Source organism: Streptomyces sp., from assembly GCF_031181705.1.
In the GTDB taxonomy this organism is placed as follows: Bacteria; Actinomycetota; Actinomycetes; order Streptomycetales; family Streptomycetaceae; genus Streptomyces.
The window spans coordinates 49,068-71,233 of the sequence record NZ_JAPSKN010000005.1 but is presented as its reverse complement, the minus strand read 5'-3'; the positions used below and the strand labels follow the sequence as shown (position 1 = coordinate 71,233).

At 72.2% G+C, this 22,166-nt stretch carries 20 protein-coding genes and 1 tRNA gene; 13 read left to right on the top strand and 8 right to left on the bottom strand.

All coding sequences use genetic code 11. From position 1 onward, the window contains the following. Nucleotides 1-26 precede the first annotated feature (26 nt). From RIN80_RS02365 to RIN80_RS02350, 4 genes are all read right to left on the bottom strand, one after another. Nucleotides 27-911, bottom strand: coding sequence for a cellulose-binding protein (locus RIN80_RS02365; RefSeq protein ID WP_309093765.1), 885 nt, complete (start codon nucleotides 909-911; stop codon nucleotides 27-29). Nucleotides 912-1,067: 156 nt separating this feature from the next. Then, nucleotides 1,068-1,220: a carboxymuconolactone decarboxylase family protein gene (locus RIN80_RS02360; protein ID WP_309093778.1), complete on the bottom strand. Its 153-nt coding sequence runs from the start codon at nucleotides 1,218-1,220 to the stop codon at nucleotides 1,068-1,070. 190 nt (nucleotides 1,221-1,410) lie between these two features. Continuing rightward, nucleotides 1,411-4,290, bottom strand: a complete 2,880-nt coding sequence (locus tag RIN80_RS02355; protein WP_309093764.1) for an SUKH-4 family immunity protein — start codon at nucleotides 4,288-4,290, stop codon at nucleotides 1,411-1,413. 8 nt (nucleotides 4,291-4,298) lie between these two features. Further along, nucleotides 4,299-5,303 (bottom strand): SMI1/KNR4 family protein, encoded by a 1,005-nt coding sequence (locus tag RIN80_RS02350; protein ID WP_309093763.1) that lies wholly within the window; start codon nucleotides 5,301-5,303, stop codon nucleotides 4,299-4,301. Nucleotides 5,304-5,691: 388 nt separating this feature from the next. Here RIN80_RS02350 and RIN80_RS02345 point away from each other — a divergent pair, with 388 nt between their 5' ends. Both RIN80_RS02345 and RIN80_RS02340 read left to right on the top strand, forming a co-directional pair. Beyond that, nucleotides 5,692-6,279: a YwqJ-related putative deaminase gene (locus RIN80_RS02345; protein WP_309093762.1), complete on the top strand. Its 588-nt coding sequence runs from the start codon at nucleotides 5,692-5,694 to the stop codon at nucleotides 6,277-6,279. 91 nt (nucleotides 6,280-6,370) lie between these two features. Next, nucleotides 6,371-6,865: an SUKH-3 domain-containing protein gene (locus RIN80_RS02340; protein WP_309093761.1), complete on the top strand. Its 495-nt coding sequence runs from the start codon at nucleotides 6,371-6,373 to the stop codon at nucleotides 6,863-6,865. Nucleotides 6,866-6,890: 25 nt separating this feature from the next. On the opposite strand, the gene RIN80_RS02335 is transcribed toward RIN80_RS02340, so the two are convergent. Further along, on the bottom strand, nucleotides 6,891-8,192 hold the full coding sequence (locus RIN80_RS02335; protein WP_309093760.1) for a histidine kinase: 1,302 nt from the start codon (nucleotides 8,190-8,192) through the stop codon (nucleotides 6,891-6,893). 642 nt (nucleotides 8,193-8,834) lie between these two features. On the opposite strand from RIN80_RS02335, the gene RIN80_RS02325 reads away from it, so the two are divergent. The 7 genes from RIN80_RS02325 to RIN80_RS02295 all read left to right on the top strand — a co-directional run bounded on the left by RIN80_RS02325 (nucleotide 8,835) and on the right by RIN80_RS02295 (nucleotide 14,401). Further along, a tRNA-Gln gene (locus tag RIN80_RS02325) sits at nucleotides 8,835-8,907 on the top strand. Nucleotides 8,908-9,020: 113 nt separating this feature from the next. After that, the gene (gene glmU / locus RIN80_RS02320; RefSeq protein WP_309093759.1) at nucleotides 9,021-10,469 is read left to right on the top strand and encodes a bifunctional UDP-N-acetylglucosamine diphosphorylase/glucosamine-1-phosphate N-acetyltransferase GlmU; all 1,449 of its coding nucleotides are present in this window, start codon (nucleotides 9,021-9,023) and stop codon (nucleotides 10,467-10,469) included. Nucleotides 10,470-10,604: 135 nt separating this feature from the next. Further along, complete coding sequence (locus RIN80_RS02315) at nucleotides 10,605-11,585, top strand: ribose-phosphate diphosphokinase (RefSeq protein ID WP_309093758.1); 981 nt, start codon at nucleotides 10,605-10,607, stop codon at nucleotides 11,583-11,585. Nucleotides 11,586-11,758: 173 nt separating this feature from the next. After that, on the top strand, nucleotides 11,759-12,355 hold the full coding sequence (locus RIN80_RS02310; protein ID WP_309093757.1) for a 50S ribosomal protein L25/general stress protein Ctc: 597 nt from the start codon (nucleotides 11,759-11,761) through the stop codon (nucleotides 12,353-12,355). Between the two features lie 68 nt (nucleotides 12,356-12,423). Beyond that, nucleotides 12,424-13,026 carry an aminoacyl-tRNA hydrolase gene (gene pth, locus RIN80_RS02305; protein ID WP_309093756.1) on the top strand — a complete coding sequence of 201 codons (603 nt, stop codon included), beginning with the start codon at nucleotides 12,424-12,426 and terminating at the stop codon, nucleotides 13,024-13,026. 54 nt (nucleotides 13,027-13,080) lie between these two features. Beyond that, nucleotides 13,081-13,581: a hypothetical protein gene (locus tag RIN80_RS02300; RefSeq protein WP_309093755.1), complete on the top strand. Its 501-nt coding sequence runs from the start codon at nucleotides 13,081-13,083 to the stop codon at nucleotides 13,579-13,581. 145 nt (nucleotides 13,582-13,726) lie between these two features. Beyond that, nucleotides 13,727-14,401 carry a hypothetical protein gene (locus tag RIN80_RS02295; RefSeq protein WP_309093754.1) on the top strand — a complete coding sequence of 225 codons (675 nt, stop codon included), beginning with the start codon at nucleotides 13,727-13,729 and terminating at the stop codon, nucleotides 14,399-14,401. Nucleotides 14,402-14,468: 67 nt separating this feature from the next. Here RIN80_RS02295 and ppc read toward each other — a convergent pair whose 3' ends face one another. Next, nucleotides 14,469-17,201: a phosphoenolpyruvate carboxylase gene (gene ppc, locus RIN80_RS02290; RefSeq protein WP_309093753.1), complete on the bottom strand. Its 2,733-nt coding sequence runs from the start codon at nucleotides 17,199-17,201 to the stop codon at nucleotides 14,469-14,471. A 295-nt stretch (nucleotides 17,202-17,496) separates the two neighbouring features. On the opposite strand from ppc, the gene RIN80_RS02285 reads away from it, so the two are divergent. Next, the gene (locus RIN80_RS02285) at nucleotides 17,497-18,516 is read left to right on the top strand and encodes a fatty acid desaturase (RefSeq protein WP_309093752.1); all 1,020 of its coding nucleotides are present in this window, start codon (nucleotides 17,497-17,499) and stop codon (nucleotides 18,514-18,516) included. Continuing rightward, nucleotides 18,513-19,190 (top strand): TetR/AcrR family transcriptional regulator, encoded by a 678-nt coding sequence (locus RIN80_RS02280; protein WP_309093751.1) that lies wholly within the window; start codon nucleotides 18,513-18,515, stop codon nucleotides 19,188-19,190. Before RIN80_RS02285 ends, RIN80_RS02280 begins: the two co-directional genes overlap by 4 nt. A 13-nt stretch (nucleotides 19,191-19,203) precedes the next feature. Here RIN80_RS02280 and RIN80_RS02275 read toward each other — a convergent pair whose 3' ends face one another. Beyond that, the gene (locus tag RIN80_RS02275; RefSeq protein ID WP_309093750.1) at nucleotides 19,204-20,022 is read right to left on the bottom strand and encodes a trans-aconitate 2-methyltransferase; all 819 of its coding nucleotides are present in this window, start codon (nucleotides 20,020-20,022) and stop codon (nucleotides 19,204-19,206) included. Nucleotides 20,023-20,161: 139 nt separating this feature from the next. Between RIN80_RS02275 and tamR the strand changes: the two genes are divergently transcribed. After that, a complete protein-coding gene (tamR, locus tag RIN80_RS02270; RefSeq protein WP_309093749.1) occupies nucleotides 20,162-20,659 on the top strand; it encodes a MarR family transcriptional regulator TamR in 498 nt (165 codons plus the stop codon). Here the strand turns inward: tamR and RIN80_RS02265 are convergent. Further along, nucleotides 20,618-21,385: a response regulator transcription factor gene (locus RIN80_RS02265; RefSeq protein ID WP_031117914.1), complete on the bottom strand. Its 768-nt coding sequence runs from the start codon at nucleotides 21,383-21,385 to the stop codon at nucleotides 20,618-20,620. The genes tamR and RIN80_RS02265 overlap by 42 nt on opposite strands. A gap of 304 nt (nucleotides 21,386-21,689) precedes the next feature. Between RIN80_RS02265 and RIN80_RS02260 the strand changes: the two genes are divergently transcribed. Next, complete coding sequence (locus RIN80_RS02260; protein WP_309093748.1) at nucleotides 21,690-22,148, top strand: GNAT family N-acetyltransferase; 459 nt, start codon at nucleotides 21,690-21,692, stop codon at nucleotides 22,146-22,148. Nucleotides 22,149-22,166 lie beyond the last annotated feature (18 nt).

Here is a 22,166-nt window from a genome sequence, read left to right as displayed (position 1 = left end):
CTGAACGCCCACCGCCGCCCCGTAGTTCACTCCGCCGTCTGCCCCGCCCAGGCCGCCAGGCTGCTGTGGACATGGTCGATATGGGCCCGCACGCCGTCCCGCCGCTCGGCGTGCTCGCGCAGCAGCCGCTCCGTCTCGCGCTCGACCGCCTCCGCCCGGGCCCGGGCGGCGTCCAGCAGCTCCGCCGCACGTGCCCGGGCCTCCTCCTCCAGGTCGCGGGCCGCGTCCTTCGCGTCGGCGAGGGCCTGCTCCGCCCCGGACAGCACCCCTTCGGCGCGCGCCAGTTCCTCCGCGTGCCGGGCGTCCAGGGCTGCCGCCCGCCCGGCCTCCTCCCGCTCGGTCTCCTCCCACCGCCCGGCGCGTTCCCTCTCCTGTTCGGCCAGCATCCCGGAGGTGCGCTGCCGCATCTCCCGCAGCGCGGCCAGCGCCTCACGGCGCTCCTCCCCCGCCTCGCGCTCGGCCTCGCCCCGCAGCTCGTCGGCCTCGGCACGCGCCACGAGCAGCCGCTGCCGGGCCCGCTCGTCGGCGTCGGCGCGTACGGCCTCGGCGTGCGCCTGTGCGGACTCACGCACGCCGGCCGCCGACGCCCGCGCCCCCTCCACCTGCCGGCGCGCCTCCCGGCACGCCCCCTCCCGCACCGCCGCGGCCTCCTGCTCCCCCAGCTCGAAGAGCCGCCGGGCCCGCTCGCCCAGCGTCTCGTAGGTCTGCGGGCCCAGTCGCGCCACGGCCTCGCGCAGCCGCCCCAGCTCCTCGTCCATCTGCCGGGCGAGCACGGTCAGCCGGGCCGCCCGCTCCCAGGCCGCGTCACGATCCGCGGAGAGGGCCGCGGCGTACGCGTCGACCTGCTCGGGACGGTAACCGCGCCCCCGCACGACCGGAAAGCCGTGCGAGGACACCGATGCGCTGCTCATCCGGGGACCCCTCTCCACCACACCGACGCGACACGCGAGAAATCAGGATGATTTCGCGCACATCTTGGTGGATCAGGCGGAAGTGTCCATAACGCGACACTCCGCACGGGGGTCACGGGCCCCGGCCGCCGTCCGGGCCGCCGGGCCGTACGGCCGTCAGCCCCGCGAGGAGGGAGCGTGCCACCAGGCCGCGACGGCCGCGACGCGCTCCTCGCTCACCCCGGCCTCGCGGAGATTGGCGGTGTGTCCGTGGGCGCAGGCGCCACAGCCGTTGATCCGACTGGCGCGCGACCCGGCCAACTCCGCCACGTCCTGCCGCAACCGCCCTCCCCGCTCGCCTGGAACATGGTGCCGATGCCCTTCATCGCGCCGGGAAGGACGAACGCCGGGTTCTTCATCCGTGCCTGTTCTTCGTGCCGGCACGAGAAGAGCCGGGCCCGGTCACACGAGCGACCGGACCCGGCTCCTCACGGCACGGCGGCCGCGACACGTCACAGCGTCACAGCAAGCCGTCCCACATCTGCTCCAGCAGCACCGACCACCAGCTCTCCGGCGAACCCAGCGCCGCCGGGTCCAGCGCGGCCAACTGCGCCTGGAAGTCGACCGTCCAGCGACCCGCCTGCTCCTGGTTCAGACCGAACCGCAGCCGCCACATCCGGCCCAGCAGCGCCAGGCAGCGCGTGAACTCCGGCAGCCCGGTGTTCACGAACTGCGGCGGTACGGGCGCCCCGCCCGGTCCCGCCTCCACCGGCACCGCGACGATGTTCGCCGTGCCGTACTGGACGCAGATCGCCTTGCCGAAGTCGCTGCCCATCACCAGGTACGAGCCCGCGTCCGAGGCCGGCTGCACACCGCGCTCGGCCGCCAGCTCGGCCAGCGTCGGCACGGGCCGGCCCGGCTGGGCCTGAGCCCAGAAGAACGGGCCCATGTCCAGCGGCAGCCCGGCCGCGACCAGGGTGTGCGCCACGACCGGCGGCACGCCCTGCCGGGACACGGCCGCCTGCTCGAACCGGAACACCCCGGGCCCGAACGCCGCCGCCAGCTCCTGCGCGATGCCCTCCGGCGGGATCGGCGGCACCGCCTGCACCGGCGGCAGCGGAGCGCGCACCGGGGCCGGACGCGCCGGGCCGTCCGCCACCTGGTGCAACTCACCCTGATGGGCCAGCAGTTGCTGCATGCCCTGCTGCCGGCTCGCGTGGTCCGTGCCGTACGGGGCGATGGACGTGATCCGCGCCTGCGGCCACTGCTCCCGGATCATCCGCGCACAGTACGCGCCCGGCAGCTCGCACGACTCCAACTCGGTGTGCAGCTCCAGCACCTGGTCCGGGGGCACGTTCATGGCCCGCAGCTCGTGGAAGATCTGCCACTCCGGGTGCGGCGTGCCCGGCGCCGAACGCCGGATCAGCTGCTGCTCGGAACCGTCCTGGGCGCGGTAGCGCAGCACTGCCTGGTAGCCGGGGCCGACCGTGGGCTGCCCGGTGGGCTGCTGCGGATAGCCGTACGCCGGCGGCTGCCCGGGAACGGGCTGACCGGGCGGCGGCATCACGCCGGGCGGTGCACCGGGCGGCACCGCACCCGGCATGGCACCGTGCGGCACCTGCGGCGCACCGGGCACGCCAGGGGCGCCCGGGACTCCCGGCGCGACGGGTGGTGCGCCGGGGGCCTGCGGCGGCGGAGGCACGCCGGGGCCACCCGCGGGGGGCGCGGCCAGCATGGTCTCCGCGTGATGCACGGGCCCCGGCCCCCCGGGCACTCCGGGGGCACCCGGCGGCTGAGGCGCACCGGGCGGGCCGGGCGGAGTGGGCGCACCGGGCGGAGTGGGCGCACCCGGCACCTGCGGAGCACCGGGCGGATACGGCGCACCGGGCCCACCCTGGGCTCCCGGAACACCGGGCGCGCCAGGAGGCCCCGGCGGCTGCGGAGGCTGGGGCCCACCCGGGCCCATCCGCCCGGGGCCGGCGAGCATCGTGGCGGCGTGATGGACACCGCCGGGCGGAGTCCCACCGGGAGCACCGGGAGGCTGCGGCGCACCGGGACCAGCCGGGGCACCGTGGCCACCCTGCGCGCCAGGGGCACCAGGGGGATTCGGGGCACCCGGCGGCTGCGGCGCACCTGGCCCGCCAGCGGCACCAGGAACGCCCCGGCCACCATGGCTGCCATGGCTGCCGGGGCCACCGGGCCCGTCGGCGGCAGGGGCTCCCGGCCCCTCCGGTCCGAGCGCCGACACCATCTGCGTGGGTACGTAACCGCCCGCCGGCGTACCCGGCGCTCCGGGGCCCGACGGCGCGGGCGTATCGCCCGGCCGCGCACCGGGCGTTCCCGGGGCACCCGGCGGAGGCGGCATGGCCGGGCCCGCGCCCCGGTCGCGTCCCGGCGGCGGGGTCGCCTTGCTGGTCGCGGCGTCGGCGATGTCCCCGGCGTTCGGCGCGGAAGGACCAGCCGGACCACCGGACGCACCAGGCCCACCCGACGCACCCGGCCCCTGCGGATACCCGTACGGCTGACCGGCCTGCGTGGGGGGAGGCGTGCTGCCGTACGGCACACCGCCCGGCGGCGTACCCGGCCCGCCGGGCGCCGCCGCGCCCGCCGCGTTCGGGTCGTCGATCACCGGCGACAGCGCGGTCGGTGGAAGCCGGCTGCCGCCCGACATCAGGGCCGTCTTGGCGTCGGGTGCCGTCGACGGCGGCGTGTCACCGTCGCTCTCGCTCAGCGGCGGCGCGAACACCGTCGCGGGCAGCGGTACGGAACGGTCGTCACCGGCGTCCCCGTTGGTGTCCGTCCCCGCCCACGGAGTCGCCCCCGCGGGCGCACCCGGCGCACCCGCCACCTCCGGAACCCCGGAGGCGTCCGACGCGGCCTCAGCGTCGCTCCCCCCGGCGGCCGGCCACGACGCACCACTCCCCGGCGCGACGGGCACGCCCTCGCCGCCCGAGGCACCCGAGGCACCCACAGAAGTGTCCGCAGCGGCGTCCGCACCAGCCGAGGCCGCCTCCCGGCGGTCCGGGATCCCCAGCTTGTCCGCCGCGTCCTGCAACCACTCCGGCGGCGTCAGCAGGAACGACGTCTGGTTCAGATCCACCCGCGCGGGCGCCGCCGGCGCCGGCTCGTCCGCCGCGTCGGAACGGCCGTACTCCTCCTCGTACCGGCGGATCACCTCACCCACCGGCAGCCCGGGCCACAGCGTGGCCTCGCCGCTGTCCCGCGCGATCACCAGCCGCTGTGCGCCGCCGTCCGACCGCGGCCCGTCCGCCCGGTCCTCGGCCCACACCACGAACCCGAGGTCGAACTCCCGCACCCGCACCTCACGATGCTGGTACGACGGCACGTCCCCGTTGATCCACTCTTCGGCGCGCTCCTGCGCCTGTGCGAAGGTCACCATCGCTGACGTCACTCCCCCACGGCCGACGACGACACCGCGTCCACCGGCACCACACGCGCGAACCCGCCGTCCACCATCAGGTTCGCCACCGTCTCCAACTCCGGCGGATCGCCGGCCAGCCGCGACAGGAAGACGTCGAAGTCGTCCCCGCACGGCAGCAGCAGCCGCTCCACCCGCTCCGCCGGCGGCAGCGAGGGATCCACGTCCCGCACGTCGTCGTACGCGCAGAACCACACCGAGCCGATCCGCTCGCCCTTCACCTTCACGGCCAGCAGGCCGCCCTGGACGAAGGAGACCCCCAGGTAGTCCTTGGTCAGATGGTCACGCAGACACTTGTTGACGTACACCAGGTCGTTGACCGCCGCCTCGTCGCGCACCGTGAAGAACGGCTGGTCGATCAGCAGCCCCAGCTCCGCGTCGAGCGCGGCACCCACCGGCGCGCAACCCCCCGCCGCCTTCAGAAACGACCGGTACGCACCCGGCAGCCGGTAGCCGAGGTCCTCCTCGACGCCCTGCACCTGCGACTCCGTCACCGCCACACCCGACTTGGGCAGCCCGAAGTGCGCCGGACGCGTCTCCTGCAACGGCCGCGTGCCCCGCTTGGCATGGTCGACGCCCGACGTGGCCACCCCGCCGTGATGCCGCAGCAGCGCCTTCACCTCGACCGGGACCAGCTCCAGCCGCCGCGAGCCCACCACGTGGTGCCACGTCCAGCCGTGCGGCGTCGCCACCGCGGGCACCGTGTCCCACAACGCGTGCCCGGACGCCGCCAGCGCCATGTTCGCCGACACGTAGTCCGTCAGCCGCAACTCGTCGACGCCGAAACCCTCCGGCGGCTCCGCGATCTCCGCGGCCGCACGCGCATAGGGCGAGAAGTCGGGGTAACCACGCTCGTCCACCCGTACCCCTCTCGGGTGACGGGCCGCCCGGACCGGGTCCGGGAAATGCACGACCTGCCCGGCGTAGGCCGCGTTCGGCGGCGCGGCTTGCTGCCCGAGCCGACCTGTCGTCATGGCGGTTGCCCCCTGCGGCACTCTGTACGACCCGTATCCACCACCTTTGGCGCACTACGGCCCGTATCGACTGTCACGTCTTCTGTCTCGACCACGGTGCGCCTCGGCCCACCGTCACCGCACGCGCCCACCTCACGGATCACCCTCCGGTTCACTGCATCGATCCCCGAACGGATCACCGCATCGGCCGCGGTGCCGACAGCCTATGCGGTACGACGACACCGGTCACCGGCGCCGGTCCGCACCCCCTCCGCCTCCGTGACCAGGCGTCACCCCACCGTGACGCCACGCCCCGCTACGGGCGTGTCGCCACGCCCCAGCTTCCGCACGAGCCACGGCATTTGGCAGTCTGTGACCTCCCGGGGGATGCACGGAGGGGAAGACGATCATGAACGCGACACAGACGGGACCACACACCGGCAGGTCCGCCGACCCACGAAACGGCGCCCCACACGGCGCCGACCCGCGCCACAACGACCCGCGCAACGGCGAGCCACGGGCCGGCGACCCCCGCATCGGCTGGAGCGCCGCCGAGGCCGCCCGCACCCCCGTCCTCCTCCACCGCCGCGACGGCATCCTCCCCACCGTCGCCGCCGCCCTCTCCGTCCGCGGCGCCACCCTCACCGGCACCGCCGCCCGCGGCGACACACCCCCCGCCCTGCACCCCCTCGTCCAGGACTTCCTCGACACCCTCACCAGCGCCCAACGCGACCGCTTCACCGGCCGCTGCGCCGAGACCATCCTCATCTCCCGCCACATCGCCGCCGCCGACGCCGCCCGCAGCAAACGCGCCGCCCGCAGACCCATGACCAACGGCGAGGCACGCAAAGCCCTCAAGCACGCCAAACTCACCGCCCGGCGCATCCGCGAGGACGGCGACCCCCTCCACGGCAGCTTCGCCACCCCCTGCCGCGCCTGCACCGCGCTCAGCGCCCACTTCGGCGTCCGCATAGTCGACCCCGCGCCCCGGAGCTGACGCGCCCCCACCCCCCCCACACCCGCACGACCGGACACTCCAGCGCGCCCTCCCACGCGCCACCCCGTCACCTCGACGAGACGAAGGGCAGATGCACACCGACCGCACCTCTACCACCCGATTCGCCGTCCCCGTCGACGCCGCCCTGCGCGCCGCCGGCTGGCACCCCGGACGCTGGGACATCAAACAGGCCGAGATCTGGGCCGACGCCCTGCGCGACCACGTCTCCCCCGCCGGCCACCGCCACACCGTCTTCCCCGCGGCCGTCGAGGCCTGGGCCGAATTCGGCGGACTCCACATCACCCCCACCGGCCCCGGCCGCCAGGTGGCCCCCGCCACCCTCCACCTCGACCCGCTGCACGGCCTCCACATGGCCCGCACCCTCGGCGACCTCGGCCGCGCCCTCGACACCGAGGTCTGCCCCCTCGGCGCGGAAACCGACACCCAGGCCCTGCTCGCCATCGACACCGAAGGCCGCGTCTACACCCTCGACCACACCGGCGACTGGTACCTCGGCGCCGACATCGACCAGGGCCTGACCACCCTCATCGCCGGCACCGCACCGGCCCGCCTCACCACCGGCTGACCCGGACCCCGGGACCAGGGCGGAGCTACGACGACGGAATCACCGCCGACACCCGGAAACCCCCCGCGTCCGTCGGCCCCGACACGAACACCCCGCCCAGCGCCGCCACCCGCTCCTTCATCCCCACCAGTCCGTTCCCCCCGGACGGCAACCGCGCCGACGACGCCGCCTCCTCCCCCGGCGGCTCGTTCTCCACCTGCATCGCGATCTCCGACACCCGATGCGCCAGCCGCACGTACGTCTTCGCCCCCGCCGCGTGCTTGTGGACGTTCGTCAGCGCCTCCTGCACCACCCGATACGCCGTCTGCTCCACCTCCGGCGCATACGACCGGGGATTCCCCTCCACCGACAGGTCCACCACCATCCCCGCGGCAGCCGACTGCCCCACCAGCTCCTCGATCTCCGCGAGAGACGGCCCCTCGTCGTCGGCCACCCGCGAAGCCGCCGCCGCGGCGGCCGCCCCCACCGCCGCCAGCGGCACCGACGCGGCCGGCACACGCCGCTCGTTCCCACCGCTGCGCAGCACCCCGAGCATCTCCCGCAACTCGGTCAGCGCCTGCCGCCCCATGTCCCCCACCAGCGCGGCGTTCCGCACCGCCTTCTCGGGATCCTTCCGGGCCACCGCCTGCAACGCCGCCGCGTGCACCACCATCAGACTCACCCGGTGCGCCACCACGTCGTGCATCTCCCGGGCGATCCGCGTCCGCTCCTCGTTCCGGGCCCACTCGGCCCGCTCCTCCGCCCGCTCGGCCAGCAGCTGAAGCTCCCGCTCCAGACTGTCCGCCCGCTCCCGCAGGCTCTCCATCAACCGCCGCCGGGCCCCCACGTACAGCCCGAGCAGCACCGGGGGCGCGGTGAAGCCCAGCGACATCGTGATCGCCGCGAACGGCACGAACCAGTCGCCCAGGTCCAGGTCCCCCCGGACCATGTCCTGCCGCGTCTTCACGAACGTCACGATGAGCGTCCCCACCAGCGACATCCCCGCCAGCGAGGCGATGATCCGCCGCGGCAGCTCGGCCGCGGCGAGCGTGTACAGGCCGACGATGCCCAGCAGGAAACCCATCTGGGCCGGCGTGATGGCGACCGAGACCAGCACGACCGCGATCGGCCACCGCCGCCGCACCACCAGCACGGCACCGGCGAGCACGCCGAACACCACTCCCGCCGCGACCGGGACCCCCGCGTCCCGGGCGAACGGAATCCCCTCAAGGCCGCACTCCAGCGCGGACACCACACCCAGGCTCACATCGAACACGGCACTGCGCCGCCTGGCCCACCACCACGGCCCTCCCCGGGCCGTCACATGGTCTTCCCCCGTCGCGGTCATGCCCCCAGCCTACGGGCGCCCCCGGCCGGTTTTCCGGTGAGTTTCCCGCACTGGCCCACACCACACTCCGTGACCGTTCGGCTGCGAATCCACCCGATATCCAAGGCCAGGGAGCTACGGCTCCAGGGTTGGACCTACGACCGGATCGAGGCGGAGCCTGGCTGCTCGAAGAGAAGCCGGAGCGTCGCGATCCGACCGAGCAGGCGACACCCGCAGCACGCAAGCGCGGGGAACACGAACCGGCCTTCAGGGACAGGGAGCGACAGAAGACCAAGGAGGCCGCAACTGGTGAAGTGGGCCCCCTCTCGGCGCGGGACCGGTTCATCGCCGGCGGGAGAACGTCCTCTTCGTGCAGGGACGTCGGCGCTACCGCGTGATGATTCACGCCACGGCGGACGTCGAACGGGCCGAGCGTTTCCGGGCCGGGCTGGTGGGGGCCGACGTCGCCACGCTGCGGAGGACGACGCGCAAAAGGCACAACCCGAGGACCGTCAGGAAGAACGTGGGCGAGAGCTACCGCGGTTGCCTGGTGATTCGCGTGTCCCAAGGAGCAGACTTGTACCGCCGCATCGAGGGCTGGTGGCACGGAACGGTCTCCGGGATCACGGCATCCGTCTCCTCGGGTAAGGTCTGACGCAGCCATCCGCCATGGGGTAACTGGTAGCCCGCGGGCCTTTGAAGCCCTGTAGTGCTGGTTCGAATCCAGCTGGCGGAGCTGCTCGGTGCGGGCCCCGAACATCACGTCGGGGCCCGCACTCATGTCGAGCACAAAACCCCCCGGTATCCTGCGGATGTCACCCCACCCCATCCACAGCCGAAGGGCATCCCGTGAGCGCCAACCGCCCGGCAGCCGTCGTCGTTCTCGCAGCGGGTGAGGGCACCCGTATGAAGTCGGCCACACCCAAGGTCCTGCACGAGCTGTGCGGTCGCAGCCTCGTCGGGCACGTGCTCGCCGCGGCGGGCGAGCTGAACCCCGAGCACCTGGTCGTCGTGGTCGGCCACGCGCGCGAGAAGGTCACCGCGCACCTCGGCGAGATCGCCCCCGACGTCCGTACCGCCGTGCAGGCCGAGCAGAACGGCACCGGGCACGCCGTCCGGATGGGCCTGGAGGAGCTCGGCGGGTCCGTCGACGGGACCGTCGTCGTCGTGTGCGGGGACACTCCCCTGCTGACCGGCGCCACCCTGCGGGCCCTCGCCGAGACGCACGCCGCCGACGGCAACGCGGTCACCGTGCTGACCGCCGAGGTGCCGGACGCGACGGGCTACGGGCGGATCGTGCGGGACGACGCCACGGGTGCCGTCACCGCGATCGTCGAGCACAAGGACGCCACCGACGCCCAGCGGGCGATCCGGGAGATCAACTCGGGTGTGTTCGCGTTCGACGGTCAACTGCTCGCCGACGCGCTGAAGAAGGTGCGCACGGACAACAGCCAGGGCGAGGAGTACCTGACGGACGTGCTCGGGATCCTGCGGGAGGCCGGGCACCGGGTCGGGGCCTCGGTTGCCGGGGACCATCGCGAGATCGCCGGGATCAACAACCGGGTGCAGCTGTCCGAGGCCCGGCGCATTCTGAACGACCGGCTGCTGACCGAGGCGATGCTCGCCGGTGTGACCGTCATCGATCCGGCGACCACCTGGGTCGACGTGACCGTGACGTTCGAGCAGGACGCCGTCGTCCACCCGGGCACGCAGCTGCACGGCGCGACGCATCTGGGCGAGGGCGCGGAGGTCGGTCCGAACGCGCGGCTGAAGGACACCCGGGTCGGTGCCGGTGCGCGCGTGGACAACACGGTGGCCGACGGCGCCGAGGTGGGCGCGGGGGCGTCGGTCGGGCCGTACGCGTACTTGCGTCCGGGGACCCGTCTGGGCGCGAAGGGCAAGATCGGTACGTACGTGGAGACGAAGAACGCCTCCATCGGCGAGGGGACGAAGGTGCCTCACCTGTCGTACGTGGGGGACGCGACGATCGGTGAGTACACGAACATCGGCGCCGCGAGCGTGTTCGTGAACTACGACGGTCAGGAGAAGCACCACACGACGGTCGGGTCCCATTGCCGGACGGGTTCGGACAACATGTTTGTGGCGCCTGTCACGGTCGGGGACGGCGCGTACACCGCCGCCGGGTCCGTGATCACGAAGGACGTGCCGCCCGGTTCGCTGGCCGTGGCCCGTGGTCAGCAGCGGAATATCGAGGGTTGGGTGGCTCGTAAGCGTCCGGGGAGTGCTGCCGCGAAGGCGGCGGAGGCGGCGTCCCGGGAGCCGGACGGCGAGGGGTGACCGGAAACCGGTGCCTCAAACACGGCGTACGGTGATAAGTGCACACCCGCACCCCCACCAGCTGAGACGGCCTCCGGCAAGCCGGCTGCGAGGTCTCTCGACACCCAGCTGCGACACCTCTGAGGAGACAGTGCTGTGACCGGGATCAAGACGACCGGCGAGAAGAAGATGATGTTCTTCTCCGGCCGCGCCCACCCCGAGCTTGCGGAGGAGGTCGCCCAACAGCTGGGTGTCGGGGTCGTCCCGACGAAGGCCTTCGACTTCGCCAACGGTGAGATCTATGTGCGTTATCAGGAGTCGGCGCGGGGTGCCGACTGCTTCCTGATCCAGAGCCACACGGCTCCGATCAACAAGTGGATCATGGAGCAGTTGATCATGATCGACGCGCTGAAGCGCGCGTCGGCCCGCTCCATCACGGTCATCGTGCCGTTCTACGGTTACGCGCGGCAGGACAAGAAGCACCGCGGGCGTGAACCGATCTCGGCGCGTCTGATCGCGGACATGATGAAGACGGCGGGCGCGGACCGGCTGCTGACCGTGGATCTGCACACGGACCAGATCCAGGGCTTCTTCGACGGTCCGGTGGACCACCTGTTCGCGCTGCCGCTGCTGGCGGACTACGTGGGCCGGAAGGTGGACCGGGAGAAGCTGACGGTCGTGTCGCCGGACGCGGGCCGGGTGCGGGTCGCGGACCGCTGGTGCGACCGGCTGGGTGCGCCGCTGGCGATCGTGCACAAGCGGCGGGACAAGGACGTCGCGAACCAGGTCACCGTCCACGAGGTCGTGGGTGAGGTGAAGGGTCGCGTGTGTGTCCTGGTGGACGACATGATCGACACGGGTGGGACGATCTGCGCCGCGGCGGACGCGCTGTTCGCGCACGGTGCGGAGGACGTGATCGTGACGGCGACGCACGGTGTGCTGTCGGGTCCGGCGGCGGACCGTCTGAAGAACTCGCGGGTGAGTGAGTTCGTGTTCACGAACACGCTGCCGACGCCGTCGGAGCTGGGCCGGGATCTGGACAAGATCTCGGTGTTGTCGATCGCGCCGACGATCGCGAGTGCGGTGCGTGAGGTGTTCGAGGACGGTTCGGTGACGAGCCTGTTCGACGAGCAGTAGAGATCGTTTTGGGTGCGGCCTCCCCCTCTGAGTAGACTGCTGCAGTTGCTCGGCGAGGGAGGCCGTTCCCGTTTGTGGACGGGGTGCGGTGGTCCGTTATCGACGCGCTCTTCGTAGCAGGCCGTTCGTGGCCGGGTGACCACGTCCGTTTCTGACTTCGAGGAGTGAGTGTTATGTCCGAGGTGAAGATCTCCGCCGCCACGCGCACCGAGTTCGGCAAGGGTGCCGCGCGCCGCATCCGTCGTGAGGACAAGGTTCCGGGTGTCCTGTACGGGCACGGGTCGGACCCGATCCACCTGACGCTGCCGGGCCACGACCTGCTGCTGGCGCTGCGTACGCCGAACGTCCTGATCTCGCTGGACATCGACGGCAAGTCCAACGAGCTGGCGATTCCGAAGTCCGTGCAGCGTGACCCGCTGAAGGGCTTCCTGGAGCACGTGGACCTGCAGCTGGTGCAGCGGGGCGAGCAGGTCAACGTCGAGATCTTCGTGCAGACCGAGGGTGAGCTGGCTCCGGGCGGCAACCTGCTGGAGCACGTGCTGAACGCGCTGCCGGTCACGGCCGAGGCCACCCACATCCCGGAGTCCGTGACCGTCTCCGTCGAGGGTCTGACGGCCGGTGACTCGATCCTGGCCAAGGACATCCCGCTGCCGAAGGGCACGGCGCTGGCTGTCGAGGAGGACACCGTCGTGCTGCAGGTCCTCGCCGCGCAGGCCGAGGAGACCCCGGAGGGCGAGGAGGGCGCTGGGGACGAGGCCGCCGAGGCCTGATCCGCTGCGTCGTCGTTCGTCGGCCGCTGTTCCCGTGCGGGGCAGCGGCCGACGCGTATGAAGGAGACATGGACGTGACGACCGATGCCGCCGCTCCCTGGCTGATCGTGGGGCTGGGCAATCCGGGGCCGGAGTACGCGGGCAACCGGCACAACGTGGGCTTCATGGTGGCCGATCTGCTGGCGGACCGGGTCGGGGGGAGGTTCAAGCGGGCCGGGCGGGCGCAGGCGCAGGTGGTCGAGGGGCGGATCGGGCCGCCGGGTCCGTCGAACCGGCGGGTGATCCTGGCGAAGCCGATGTCGTACATGAACCTGTCGGGTGGGCCGGTGAGCGCGCTGCGGGACTTCTACAAGGTGCCGGTGGCTCATGTGGTGGCGGTGCATGACGAGTTGGACATCGACTACGGGATGCTGCGGCTGAAGCTGGGTGGCGGGGACAACGGGCACAACGGTCTGAAGTCGATGACGAAGGCGTTCGGGGCGGACTATCACCGGGTGCGGTTCGGGATCGGCCGGCCGCCGGGGCGGATGCCGGTGGCGGATTTCGTGCTGAAGGATTTCTCGTCGGCGGAGCGCAAGGAGCTGGACTACTTGGTGGACCGGGCGGCGGACGCGGTGGAGTGCCTGGTGATCGACGGGCTGGAGCGGGCGCAGAGTACGTACAACTCCTGACTTGTCGCCCGGCGAGGTTGACGGGTCGTTGAGGCATGGCCAATGATCCCGGCCATGCCTGCCCATGCCCCCTCCTCTCGTCCGGCCTCGGTCGTCGTGCTGCGGTTCGGGCGGTTCGTGGCGATGGGCGCGGTCGCGGTGCTGATCCTGGTCGCGGGGGTGTGGGCGTCGTGGGGTACGGCGCAGCACGTGATGCTGCCCAAGGGCCGGGAGCAGGGCACGGTCGAGGTGGCGCGGTGCGGGGAACAGACGTGCTGGGGCCGGTTCGCGCCGACGTCGGCGGGGGCGCAGCCGCGGTCGAAGGTGGTGCTGGAGCGGTCGGTCGCGGTGGAGCGGGGCCGGACGTACGCGGTCGTGCTGAAGCCGGGCGGTGACGAGGCGGTGCGCTCGGGTCCGGCGGGTGTGCTGTACGCGTGGGTGCCGCTGGGTGGTGCGCTGTTGCTGGCGTCGGTGGTGGTGGCGGGCGGGTTGCTGCGGACGCGGGCGGCGTGGGCGCTGGCGTTGTCGGGTGGGGCGTTGCTGACGGCCGCTTTCGTGGCTGTCCGACGTTCGTGACCGTCTGAGGGATCGGGGCGTTCTCCAGGTCCGTGGAGGGTGTGAGTGTTGTGTGTTCGTGATTGACGTGCTGCCGGGCTTGGCTGGAAGCTGAGCCGCCCCCTCCACATCTTCCCGTCACTTCTCGAAGATGGACTACTTCCCCATGCGAAGCCTCCCCCGCCTCGGCGCTGTCTGCGCCGCCGCCTCCACCGCCTTCCTGTTCGCTCCCGCCGCGCACGCCACTCCGCCCGGTGACAACGGCACGGTCAAGATCCATGACGCCGCGACGGGCGAGGAGTTGCGCCGCAACGAGCCGCACGTGTGCACGTTCTACCTGGACGCCTTCGGTTTCGACGGCGGTCAGCGGGTCGACTGGCACATCGACGCGATCCCCCCGAGTGAGAACAGGGGGGAGACGGTGGAGTCCGGTGCTCTGACGCTGGACGGCGAGGGGCACGGCCGCAGCGAGGACCTGTCACTGCCCGACGGGCACTACAAGCTGTCGTGGAACTTCGACGGCGAGAAGGGCGCGGCGAAGCACAAGGTGTTCTGGACGGACTGCGAGGACCAGGAGGAGCCCGGTGGTTCGGCGCCGTCCGGGTCGGCGTCGCCGTCGGCCGCGGTGCCCGGGGAGCCGGGCGGGTCGGCGTCCCCGGGTTCGACGGCGGGTGGCGGTGTGCCGGTGTCCTCGTCGCCGTCGGCGCAGACGGAGGGCTCCGGTGACCTCGCCGAGACGGGCGGTGGTGCGCCGGTGGGTGCGCTGTCGGGTGTGGCGGCGGTGCTGCTCGCGGCCGGCGCCTTGCTGGTGTTCCGGCGCCGGGGTGTGCGGCGCGGCTGAGGCGTGAACGGGACGTGCCCCCGGGCCCTGTACGGGCTCGGGGGCACGGTCGTGTCCGGGCTGGGGTTCAGCCGGTGTTGCGCAGGCCGGCCGCCACGCCGTTGACGGTGAGGAGCAGGGCGCGGGCGAGGAGCGGGTCGGGGGTTTCGCCCGCGGCGGCCGCGTCGCGCTGCCGCTTGAGCAGGGCGACCTGGAGGTAGGAGATGGGGTCGAGGTAGGCGTCGCGGATGGCGAAGGTCTGCTTGAGGACGGGTTCGGCGTCGAGCAGTTCGTCCTCGCCGGTGACGCGGAGGACCTCGGCGACGGTCAGTTCGTGTTCGGCCTTGATGGTGTCGAAGACGTGCTTGAGTTCGTCGGGGACGAGGGTGTCGACGTAGTGCTGGGCGATGCGCAGGTCGGTCTTGGCGAGGGTCATCTCGACGTTGGAGATGAAGTTGCGGAAGAAGTGCCACTGGCCGTACATCTCGTCGAGCACGGTGTCGAGGCCGGCCTCGCGCAGGGCCTTGAGGCCGGAGCCGACGCCGAACCAGCCGGGGACGATCTGCCGGGACTGGGTCCAGCCGAACACCCAGGGGATGGCGCGCAGGCCGTCGAGCGAGACGCCGGAGCCGGGGCGGCGGGAGGGCCGCGAGCCCAGGTGCAGGTCGGCGAGCTGGTCCACCGGCGTCGAGGCGAGGAAGTACGTCGGCAGGTCGGGGTCCTCGACGAGGCTGCGGTAGGCGGCGTGGGCGGCGTCGGAGACGACGTCCATGGCGGCGTCCCAGCGGGCGAGGGCCTCGGTGGACTGGCGGGGCGCGGTGTGCAGGGCGGACGCCTGGAGGGTGGCGGCCACCGTGAGTTCGAGGTTCTCGCGGGCCAGGGACGGGATGAGGTACTTGTCGGAGATGACCTCGCCCTGCTCGGTGACCTTGATCTCGCCCTCCAGGGTGCCCCAGGGCTGGGCGAGGATGGCGTCGTGGGTCGGGCCGCCGCCGCGGCCGACGGTGCCGCCGCGGCCGTGGAAGAGGCGCAGACGGACGCCGTAGCGGTGGGCGACGTCGCGCAGGCGGCGCTGGGCGCGGTGGATCTCCCACTGGCTGGTGGTGATGCCGCCGAACTTGGAGGAGTCGGAGTAGCCGAGCATGACCTCCTGGACGTCTCCGCGCAGCGCGACCAGGCGCCGGTAGGAGGGGTCGGAGAGCATGTCCTCCAGGATCGTGTCGGCTGCCTTGAGCTCGTCGGTGGTCTCCAGCAGGGGGACGATGCCGATCTTGGCCCAGCCGGCGTGGAGGTCGATGAGGCCGGCCTCGCGGGCGAGGACGGCGGCGGCGAAGACGTCGTCGGCGCCCTGGCACATGGAGATGATGTAGGACTCGATGACCTCGGGTCCGAAGACTTCCAGGGCCTTCTTGACGGTCTGGAAGACGCCGAGGGTCTTCTCGCCGGGCGCGTCGACGGGCGCGGGGGTGGGGGCGAGGGGGCGCCGGGACCTGAGTTCCTTGGCGAGGAGCTTGGCGCGGTACTCGCGGGGCATGTCGGCGTAGCGCCAGGACTCCTCGCCGAGGCGGTCGAAGAGCTGGCCGAGGGCGTGGTGGTGGGCGTCGGCGTGTTCGCGGACGTCCATGGTGGCGAGCTGGAGGCCGAAGGCGGCGAGGGTGCGGATGGTGCGGGCGAGGCGGCCGTCGGCGAAGAGGCCGCCGCGGTGTGCGCGCAGGGAGTCCTGGACGATCCGCAGGTCGGCGAGGAGTTCGCCGGTGCCGAGGTAGTCGCGTCCGGCCACGTGGGGGGTGCCGTCGGCGAGGCGCTTCTTGGTGTTCTCCAGCTTCTGCCGGATGCAGGTGGCCTTGAGCCGGTAGGGCTCCTCGGCGTTGAGGCGCTTGTAGCGGGGGCTGATCTCGGGGAGGTTCTCCAGGTCGGTCTGGAGGGAGGTCAGCAGTTCCTCGGTGGCGCCGGCGTAGCGGATGGAGTTGGACAGGAAGCCGCGGAGTTCGTCGATGGTCTCCAGGGCGTCGTTGATGCCGTGCTCGTGCTGGAGGATGAGGATGTCCCAGGTCACCTGGGGGGTGACGTTGGGGTTGCCGTCGCGGTCGCCGCCGATCCAGGTGCCGAAGGTGAGGGGGCGGGTGTCGTCGGGGAGCTTGACTCCGGCCCGTTCCAGTTCGGCGGTGAGGTCCTCCAGGACGTCGCCGACGGCGCCGGCGTGGAGTTCGTCGAGGTAGTAGATGGCGTTGCGGGCCTCGTCGGCGGGCTCGGGGCGCACGACGCGCAGTTCGTCGGTCTGCCAGACGAGGTCGATGTTCTCGGCCAGGCGGATGTCGAGGCGGCGGCGGTCGGACTCGATGACCGGGGTCTCCAGGAGCGCGGCGATGCGCCGGAGCTTGTTGAGGACCGACCGGCGTGCGGCTTCGGTGGGATGGGCCGTGAAGACGGGGCGGACGTTGAGGTTGCGGACCGTCTCGCGCAGGTGCTCGGGGTCGGCGTCCTTGAGGCGGTCGGCGGTGCGGGCGAGGAGTCCGCCCTCGGCGGCGCGGCGGGCGCGCAGCTCGCGGCCGCGGTGGACCTGCTCGGTGACGTTCGCCAGGTGGAAGTAGGTGGAGAAGGCGCGGACCAGCTTGGCCGCGGTGTCGAGTTCGGTGCCGCGCAGCAGCTCGGCGGCGGCCTCGCCGTCCTCTCGGGTGAGGCGGCGGACCTTCTCGACGAGTTCCAGGAGCTCGGGGCCCTCCTGCCGGACGAGGGTCTCTCCGAGGAGGTCGCCCAGGCGGCGGATGTCGGCACGCAGCTCACTGCTCGTCGTCGTGGTCTGGTCGTCGGCACTGCTCACAGGTGCGGCTCCTTGCAGTGTTGAAGCTCGTCTGGGAGGGGTACCCGGACGGCGTCTCGCGCGGCGGGCGCCGCTTACGGGGCCGGACGTCCGGGAAGAAATCAGAGCGGACCGCGCTGTCCGACCGACTCAAGGATAGGTGTCGGGCGGGACGCGCAGGCTGTCGGGCTCTTGCCGCGGAGCGACGCACTGCCATACTTACGATGCCGTAGGTTACGGAACCGTAGGAAGCACCGCACGGATTCCCGTGGCCCGGCTACTCCTTCCTCAACCACATACCCCCCAGGGGACGCGTATGACCAGTAGTTCCGACGTGATCGAGGACGCCGCGAAGGCGCCCGGTCAGCCCACCGACGCCGCAGCGGACTCCGCGACGCTGGGCGGCGAGAAGAAGCGGTCCATCGAGCAGATCGCCCTCCTCCTCTTCATCACCGTTCCGTTCCTCGCGCTGCTGGCGGCCGTACCGCTGGCCTGGGGATGGGGGGTGAGCTGGCTGGACCTCGGTCTGCTGGTGTTCTTCTACTTCCTGGGGTGCCACGGCATCACGATCGGGTTCCACCGTCACTTCACGCACGGTTCCTTCAAGGCGAAGCGGCCGCTGAAGATCGCGCTGGCGATCGCGGGGTCGATGGCGGTCGAGGGGCCGCTGGTGCGCTGGGTGGCGGATCACCGCAAGCATCACAAGTTCTCCGACGCGGAGGGCGACCCGCATTCGCCGTGGCGGTTCGGCGAGACCCTGCCGGCCCTGATGAAGGGCCTGTGGTGGGCGCACATCGGCTGGATGTTCGACGAGGAGCAGACGCCGCAGGAGAAGTACGCCCCGGACCTGATCAAGGACAAGACGCTGCGCGCCATCTCCCGCCAGTTCGTGCTGTGGACGGTGGTGTCGCTGGCGCTGCCGCCGGTGATCGGCGGTCTGGTCACGATGTCCTGGTGGGGCGCGTTCACGGGCTTCTTCTGGGGTTCGCTCGTCCGGGTGGCCCTGCTGCACCACGTGACCTGGTCGATCAACTCGATCTGCCACGCGGTGGGCAAGCGCCCCTTCAAGTCGCGTGACCGTTCGGGCAACGTGTGGTGGCTGGCGATCCTGTCCTGCGGCGAGTCCTGGCACAACCTGCACCACGCCGACCCGACCTCGGCGCGGCACGGTGTGATGCGCGGCCAGCTGGACTCCTCCGCGCGGCTGATCCGCTGGTTCGAGATGGCCGGGTGGGCGTACGACGTGCGCTGGCCGTCACGCTCGCGTATCGATTCACGGCGTACCACCGGGGAAGGTGGCTCCCGGCGCGGGAAGGAGCCCGTCGAGGCGGCATGATGGTCGCTGTGGCGACCGACTCGAGCAGCACCCCCAGCAATGACAAGCCGCGGCGAGCGCGTCGCACCCGGATGACCGGTGCCGAACGCCGCCAGCAGCTGCTGGAGATCGGTCGCACCCTCTTCGCCGCCAAGGGCTTCGAGGGCACGTCGGTGGAGGAGATCGCGGCGAAGGCCGGGGTCTCCAAGCCGGTGGTCTACGAGCACTTCGGCGGCAAGGAAGGGCTCTACGCGGTCGTGGTGGACCGCGAGATGCGCCGCCTGCTGGACATGGTGACCAGCTCTCTCACGGCCGGTCACCCGCGCGAACTGTGCGAGCAGGCGGCCTTCGCGCTGCTGGACTACATCGAGGAGTACACGGACGGCTTCCGCATCCTGGTCCGTGACTCGCCCATCCCCCAGTCGACCGGGTCGTTCGCCTCGCTGATCTCGGACATCGCCACCCAGGTGGAGGACATCCTGGGCCGGGAGTTCAAAAGCCGCGGCTTCGACCCCAAGCTGGCCCCGCTGTACGCCCAGGCCCTGGTGGGGATGGTCGCCCTGACCGGCCAGTGGTGGCTGGACGTGCGCAGGCCGAAGAAGGCCGAGGTGGCCGCGCACCTGGTGAACCTGGCGTGGCACGGTCTGGACGGCCTGGAGGCCAAGCCGCATCTGATAGGACGCCGCAAGGCCTAGGCGCGTGGGTTCGTCAGCCTTCCTTGCGCGCCACGGCGAAGACCCGCCGGAACGGGAACGGTGTGCCGTGCGGGCCGGCCGGGTAGGCCTCGCGCAGGGCCGCCCGGTACTCGGCGAGGAAGCCCTCCCGGGCTTCGGGGTCGTCGGCGAGCGCGGTGAGTACGGGCCGCAGCCCGGTCCCCTTCACCCAGTCGAGCACGGGATCCTCACCCGGCAGCAGGTGCAGGTACGTCGTCTCCCACACGTCGGCGTCACAGCCCAGGGAGTTCAGCCGCTCCAGGTAGGCCGCGGGGGTGTGGACGGCGTCGGCGTGGCGCAGGGTGCCGGCGAGCCGGTCGCGCCAGCGCGGTGAGCCGGCGAGTTCGCGCATGAGCCGGTGGCTCGGGGCGTCGAAGTTGCCGGGCACCTGGAAGGCGAGGACACCGCCGGGTTTCAGCCCGGCGACCCAGTCGGCGAAGCGTTCGACGTGCCCCGGCACCCATTGCAGCGTGGCGTTGCTGACGATCAGGTCGTACGGCTCGCCGGGCGTCCAGGTGCGGGCGTCGGCGGGGGCGAAGTCGAGGCGCCCGCCGCCGGGGGTGGGGCCCTCGTGGTCGACGTGGGCCCTGTCGAGCATCTCGGGCGAGTTGTCGTAGCCGGTGATCCGGGCGGTGGGCCAGCGGTCGGCGAGCAGCGCGGTGACGTTGCCGGGGCCGCAGCCGAGGTCGGCGACGCGGGGCGGCTCGCCGGGCAGGTCGGGGACGCGGGCGAGGAGGTCGGCGAAGGGCCGGGCGCGGTGGGCGGCGTGGCGCAGGTACTGGGCGGGGTCCCAGGTGGGGGCGGCTGCGGGCATGGGTCCTCCTGGTGTCCTTCGGGGTGACCGCACGGCGACGGTACGGGACGCACACCCAGCGTGGTCCCCGAGATATCTCGATGTCAAGATAATGGACATCAAGAGACTCTACGTCGACACAACCACTACACTGATCGTCATGGAGGACGAGGTCGACCGGCTGGTCGCAGCATGGCGCCGGGAGCGCCCGGACCTCGACGTGGAACCGCTCGAGGTGCTCAGCCGTGTGAGCAGACTGGCCCGGCACCTGGACCGGGCGCGCCGCCTGGCCTTCTCGGAGCACGGCCTGGAGCCGTGGGAGTTCGACGTCCTGACGGCCCTGCGCCGCGCGGGCACGCCGTACCAGCTCTCGCCCGGACAGCTCCTCACCCAGACGCTGGTCACCTCGGGCACGATGACGAACCGCATCGACCGCCTGGCGAAGAAGGGCCTGGTGGAGCGCCTCCCCGACCCCAGCGACCGCCGGGGGGTGCTCGTGCGGCTCACGGACGAGGGCCGGGACCGCGCGGACCAGGCCCTGGCGGGGCTGCTGGACCAGGAGCGCGCGATCCTCGCCGAGCTCACCCGGGCCCAGCGCGGCGACCTGGCGGGGCTGCTACGCCAGCTGACCGCCCCGTTCGACAACATCCCCGGCTAGGTCGACGGGCCCCACTCCGGCCCGCCGGGCGAGAGCCACGGCGGCGAGCGTCGAGTGGACACCGAGCTTGCCGAGGACGTTCTGCATGTGCGTCCGCACGGTGTGCGGCGACAGGTACAGGCGCTCGGCGACGGCCTTGCGCCCCAGCCCCGCCACCATGCACCGCAGCACTTCGCGCTCACGCGGAGTGAGGGACTCCACCAGCCGCTCGCTCTCCGTGCGGTGCTTGCGGGCCGCGGTCAGCTCGCGCAGGACGCCGGTGAGCAGGGCGGGCGGCAGATGCGTCTCGTCCCGCAGCACGCCCCGGATGACGGTGAGCAGCCGGGACAGCGAGCAGTCCTTGGCGACCCACCCGGAGGCGCCGGCCTGCAGGGCGAGCGCGGCCCGGCGCGGGTCGTCCTTCTCGGCGAGTACGACGATCCGTACGTTCGGCTGCGCGGAGCGCACGCCCGTGACGAGGGATATCCCGTCCACGAGCCCGTCCTCGTTGCCCTCCTGCACGGGCACGGCCGGGCGCGCGCCCGGCACCTTGCCGCCCAGGTCGGCGTCGACGAGCAGCACGTCGAACCGGCGCCCCTCGGCGACCGCGCGCTCCAGGCTGCGCAGCGCGGCGGGACCGCTGCCGGCGGCGGAGACGTCGACGTCGGGCTCGGCGGCCAGGGCCGCGGCGAGTGACTCGGCGAAGATGCGATGGTCGTCGACGACCAGGACTCGGATGCGAACCACGAAACCCCCTTACCCGAGCTCTCGGAAGAGCAGGGGATACCCCATCGTCGGGAGACGACACCGCACGGGTACGACCCCGGAGTGTGCGTCCGCTGCGCCTGTCCGTCCGTCCTTGCCGCAGCCTGACCGGGGCGCCGCAGCCGCACGGCCGCCGCCGTGCAGGAACCGCTACCCCCACTCCGGGTGTCGTACCCGGCTGTCTCGCCCCCTGAGCGGCACCGGCCCCCACCGGTGCTGTTCATCAGGGTACGGGCGGGGGCCCGGAGCGGAAGGTTATTTGCAGAACTGACTGTCCGGCACGTTTATGGTGTGCCGCATGTTTCGTCTTGAGACAGAAGTCGACAAGGCCCGACGTGATCTGCTCCGCACGCGTCTGCGGGATGCCAACACGGCCGCCTCTCCGATCCTGCGCGCCCTGCGCGGAACACCGGACGAACGGGACGTCCCGTTGCACGTGTGGGCTGTGAACGACGCCGACGGCGAACTGGCCGGCGGCCTGGTCGGCCACACGTGGGCGACCTGGTTGCACGTGACGTACCTGTGGGTGGACGAACGCCACCGGGGCCGGGGCCTGGGCGCCCGGCTGCTCGCGCGGGCGGAGCGCATCGCCGCGGGAGAACGCGCCTGCCGCGCGTCCCGCCTGGAGACCTGGGACTTCCAGGCCCCTCGCTTCTACGAGAAGCAGGGGTACGAGGTGGTGTGCGTGGTGCCGGACTATCCCCCGGGGATCACGGAGTACACGCTGGTGAAGAGGCTGGTCTGACCCGGATGGCCGGGCCGG

Coding starts and splice junctions, on each gene's coding strand:
- RIN80_RS02365 (WP_309093765.1), bottom strand. CDS start 911: ATGAGCAGCGCATCGGTGTCCTCGCACGGCTTTCCGGTCGTGCGGGGG.
- RIN80_RS02355 (WP_309093764.1), bottom strand. CDS start 4,290: ATGGTGACCTTCGCACAGGCGCAGGAGCGCGCCGAAGAGTGGATCAAC.
- RIN80_RS02350 (WP_309093763.1), bottom strand. CDS start 5,303: ATGACGACAGGTCGGCTCGGGCAGCAAGCCGCGCCGCCGAACGCGGCC.
- RIN80_RS02345 (WP_309093762.1), top strand. CDS start 5,692: ATGAACGCGACACAGACGGGACCACACACCGGCAGGTCCGCCGACCCA.
- RIN80_RS02340 (WP_309093761.1), top strand. CDS start 6,371: ATGCACACCGACCGCACCTCTACCACCCGATTCGCCGTCCCCGTCGAC.
- RIN80_RS02335 (WP_309093760.1), bottom strand. CDS start 8,192: ATGACCGCGACGGGGGAAGACCATGTGACGGCCCGGGGAGGGCCGTGG.
- RIN80_RS02310 (WP_309093757.1), top strand. CDS start 11,759: ATGTCCGAGGTGAAGATCTCCGCCGCCACGCGCACCGAGTTCGGCAAG.
- pth (WP_309093756.1), top strand. CDS start 12,424: ATGGACGTGACGACCGATGCCGCCGCTCCCTGGCTGATCGTGGGGCTG.
- RIN80_RS02300 (WP_309093755.1), top strand. CDS start 13,081: ATGCCTGCCCATGCCCCCTCCTCTCGTCCGGCCTCGGTCGTCGTGCTG.
- RIN80_RS02295 (WP_309093754.1), top strand. CDS start 13,727: ATGCGAAGCCTCCCCCGCCTCGGCGCTGTCTGCGCCGCCGCCTCCACC.
- RIN80_RS02285 (WP_309093752.1), top strand. CDS start 17,497: ATGACCAGTAGTTCCGACGTGATCGAGGACGCCGCGAAGGCGCCCGGT.
- RIN80_RS02280 (WP_309093751.1), top strand. CDS start 18,513: ATGATGGTCGCTGTGGCGACCGACTCGAGCAGCACCCCCAGCAATGAC.
- RIN80_RS02275 (WP_309093750.1), bottom strand. CDS start 20,022: ATGCCCGCAGCCGCCCCCACCTGGGACCCCGCCCAGTACCTGCGCCAC.
- tamR (WP_309093749.1), top strand. CDS start 20,162: ATGGAGGACGAGGTCGACCGGCTGGTCGCAGCATGGCGCCGGGAGCGC.
- RIN80_RS02260 (WP_309093748.1), top strand. CDS start 21,690: ATGGTGTGCCGCATGTTTCGTCTTGAGACAGAAGTCGACAAGGCCCGA.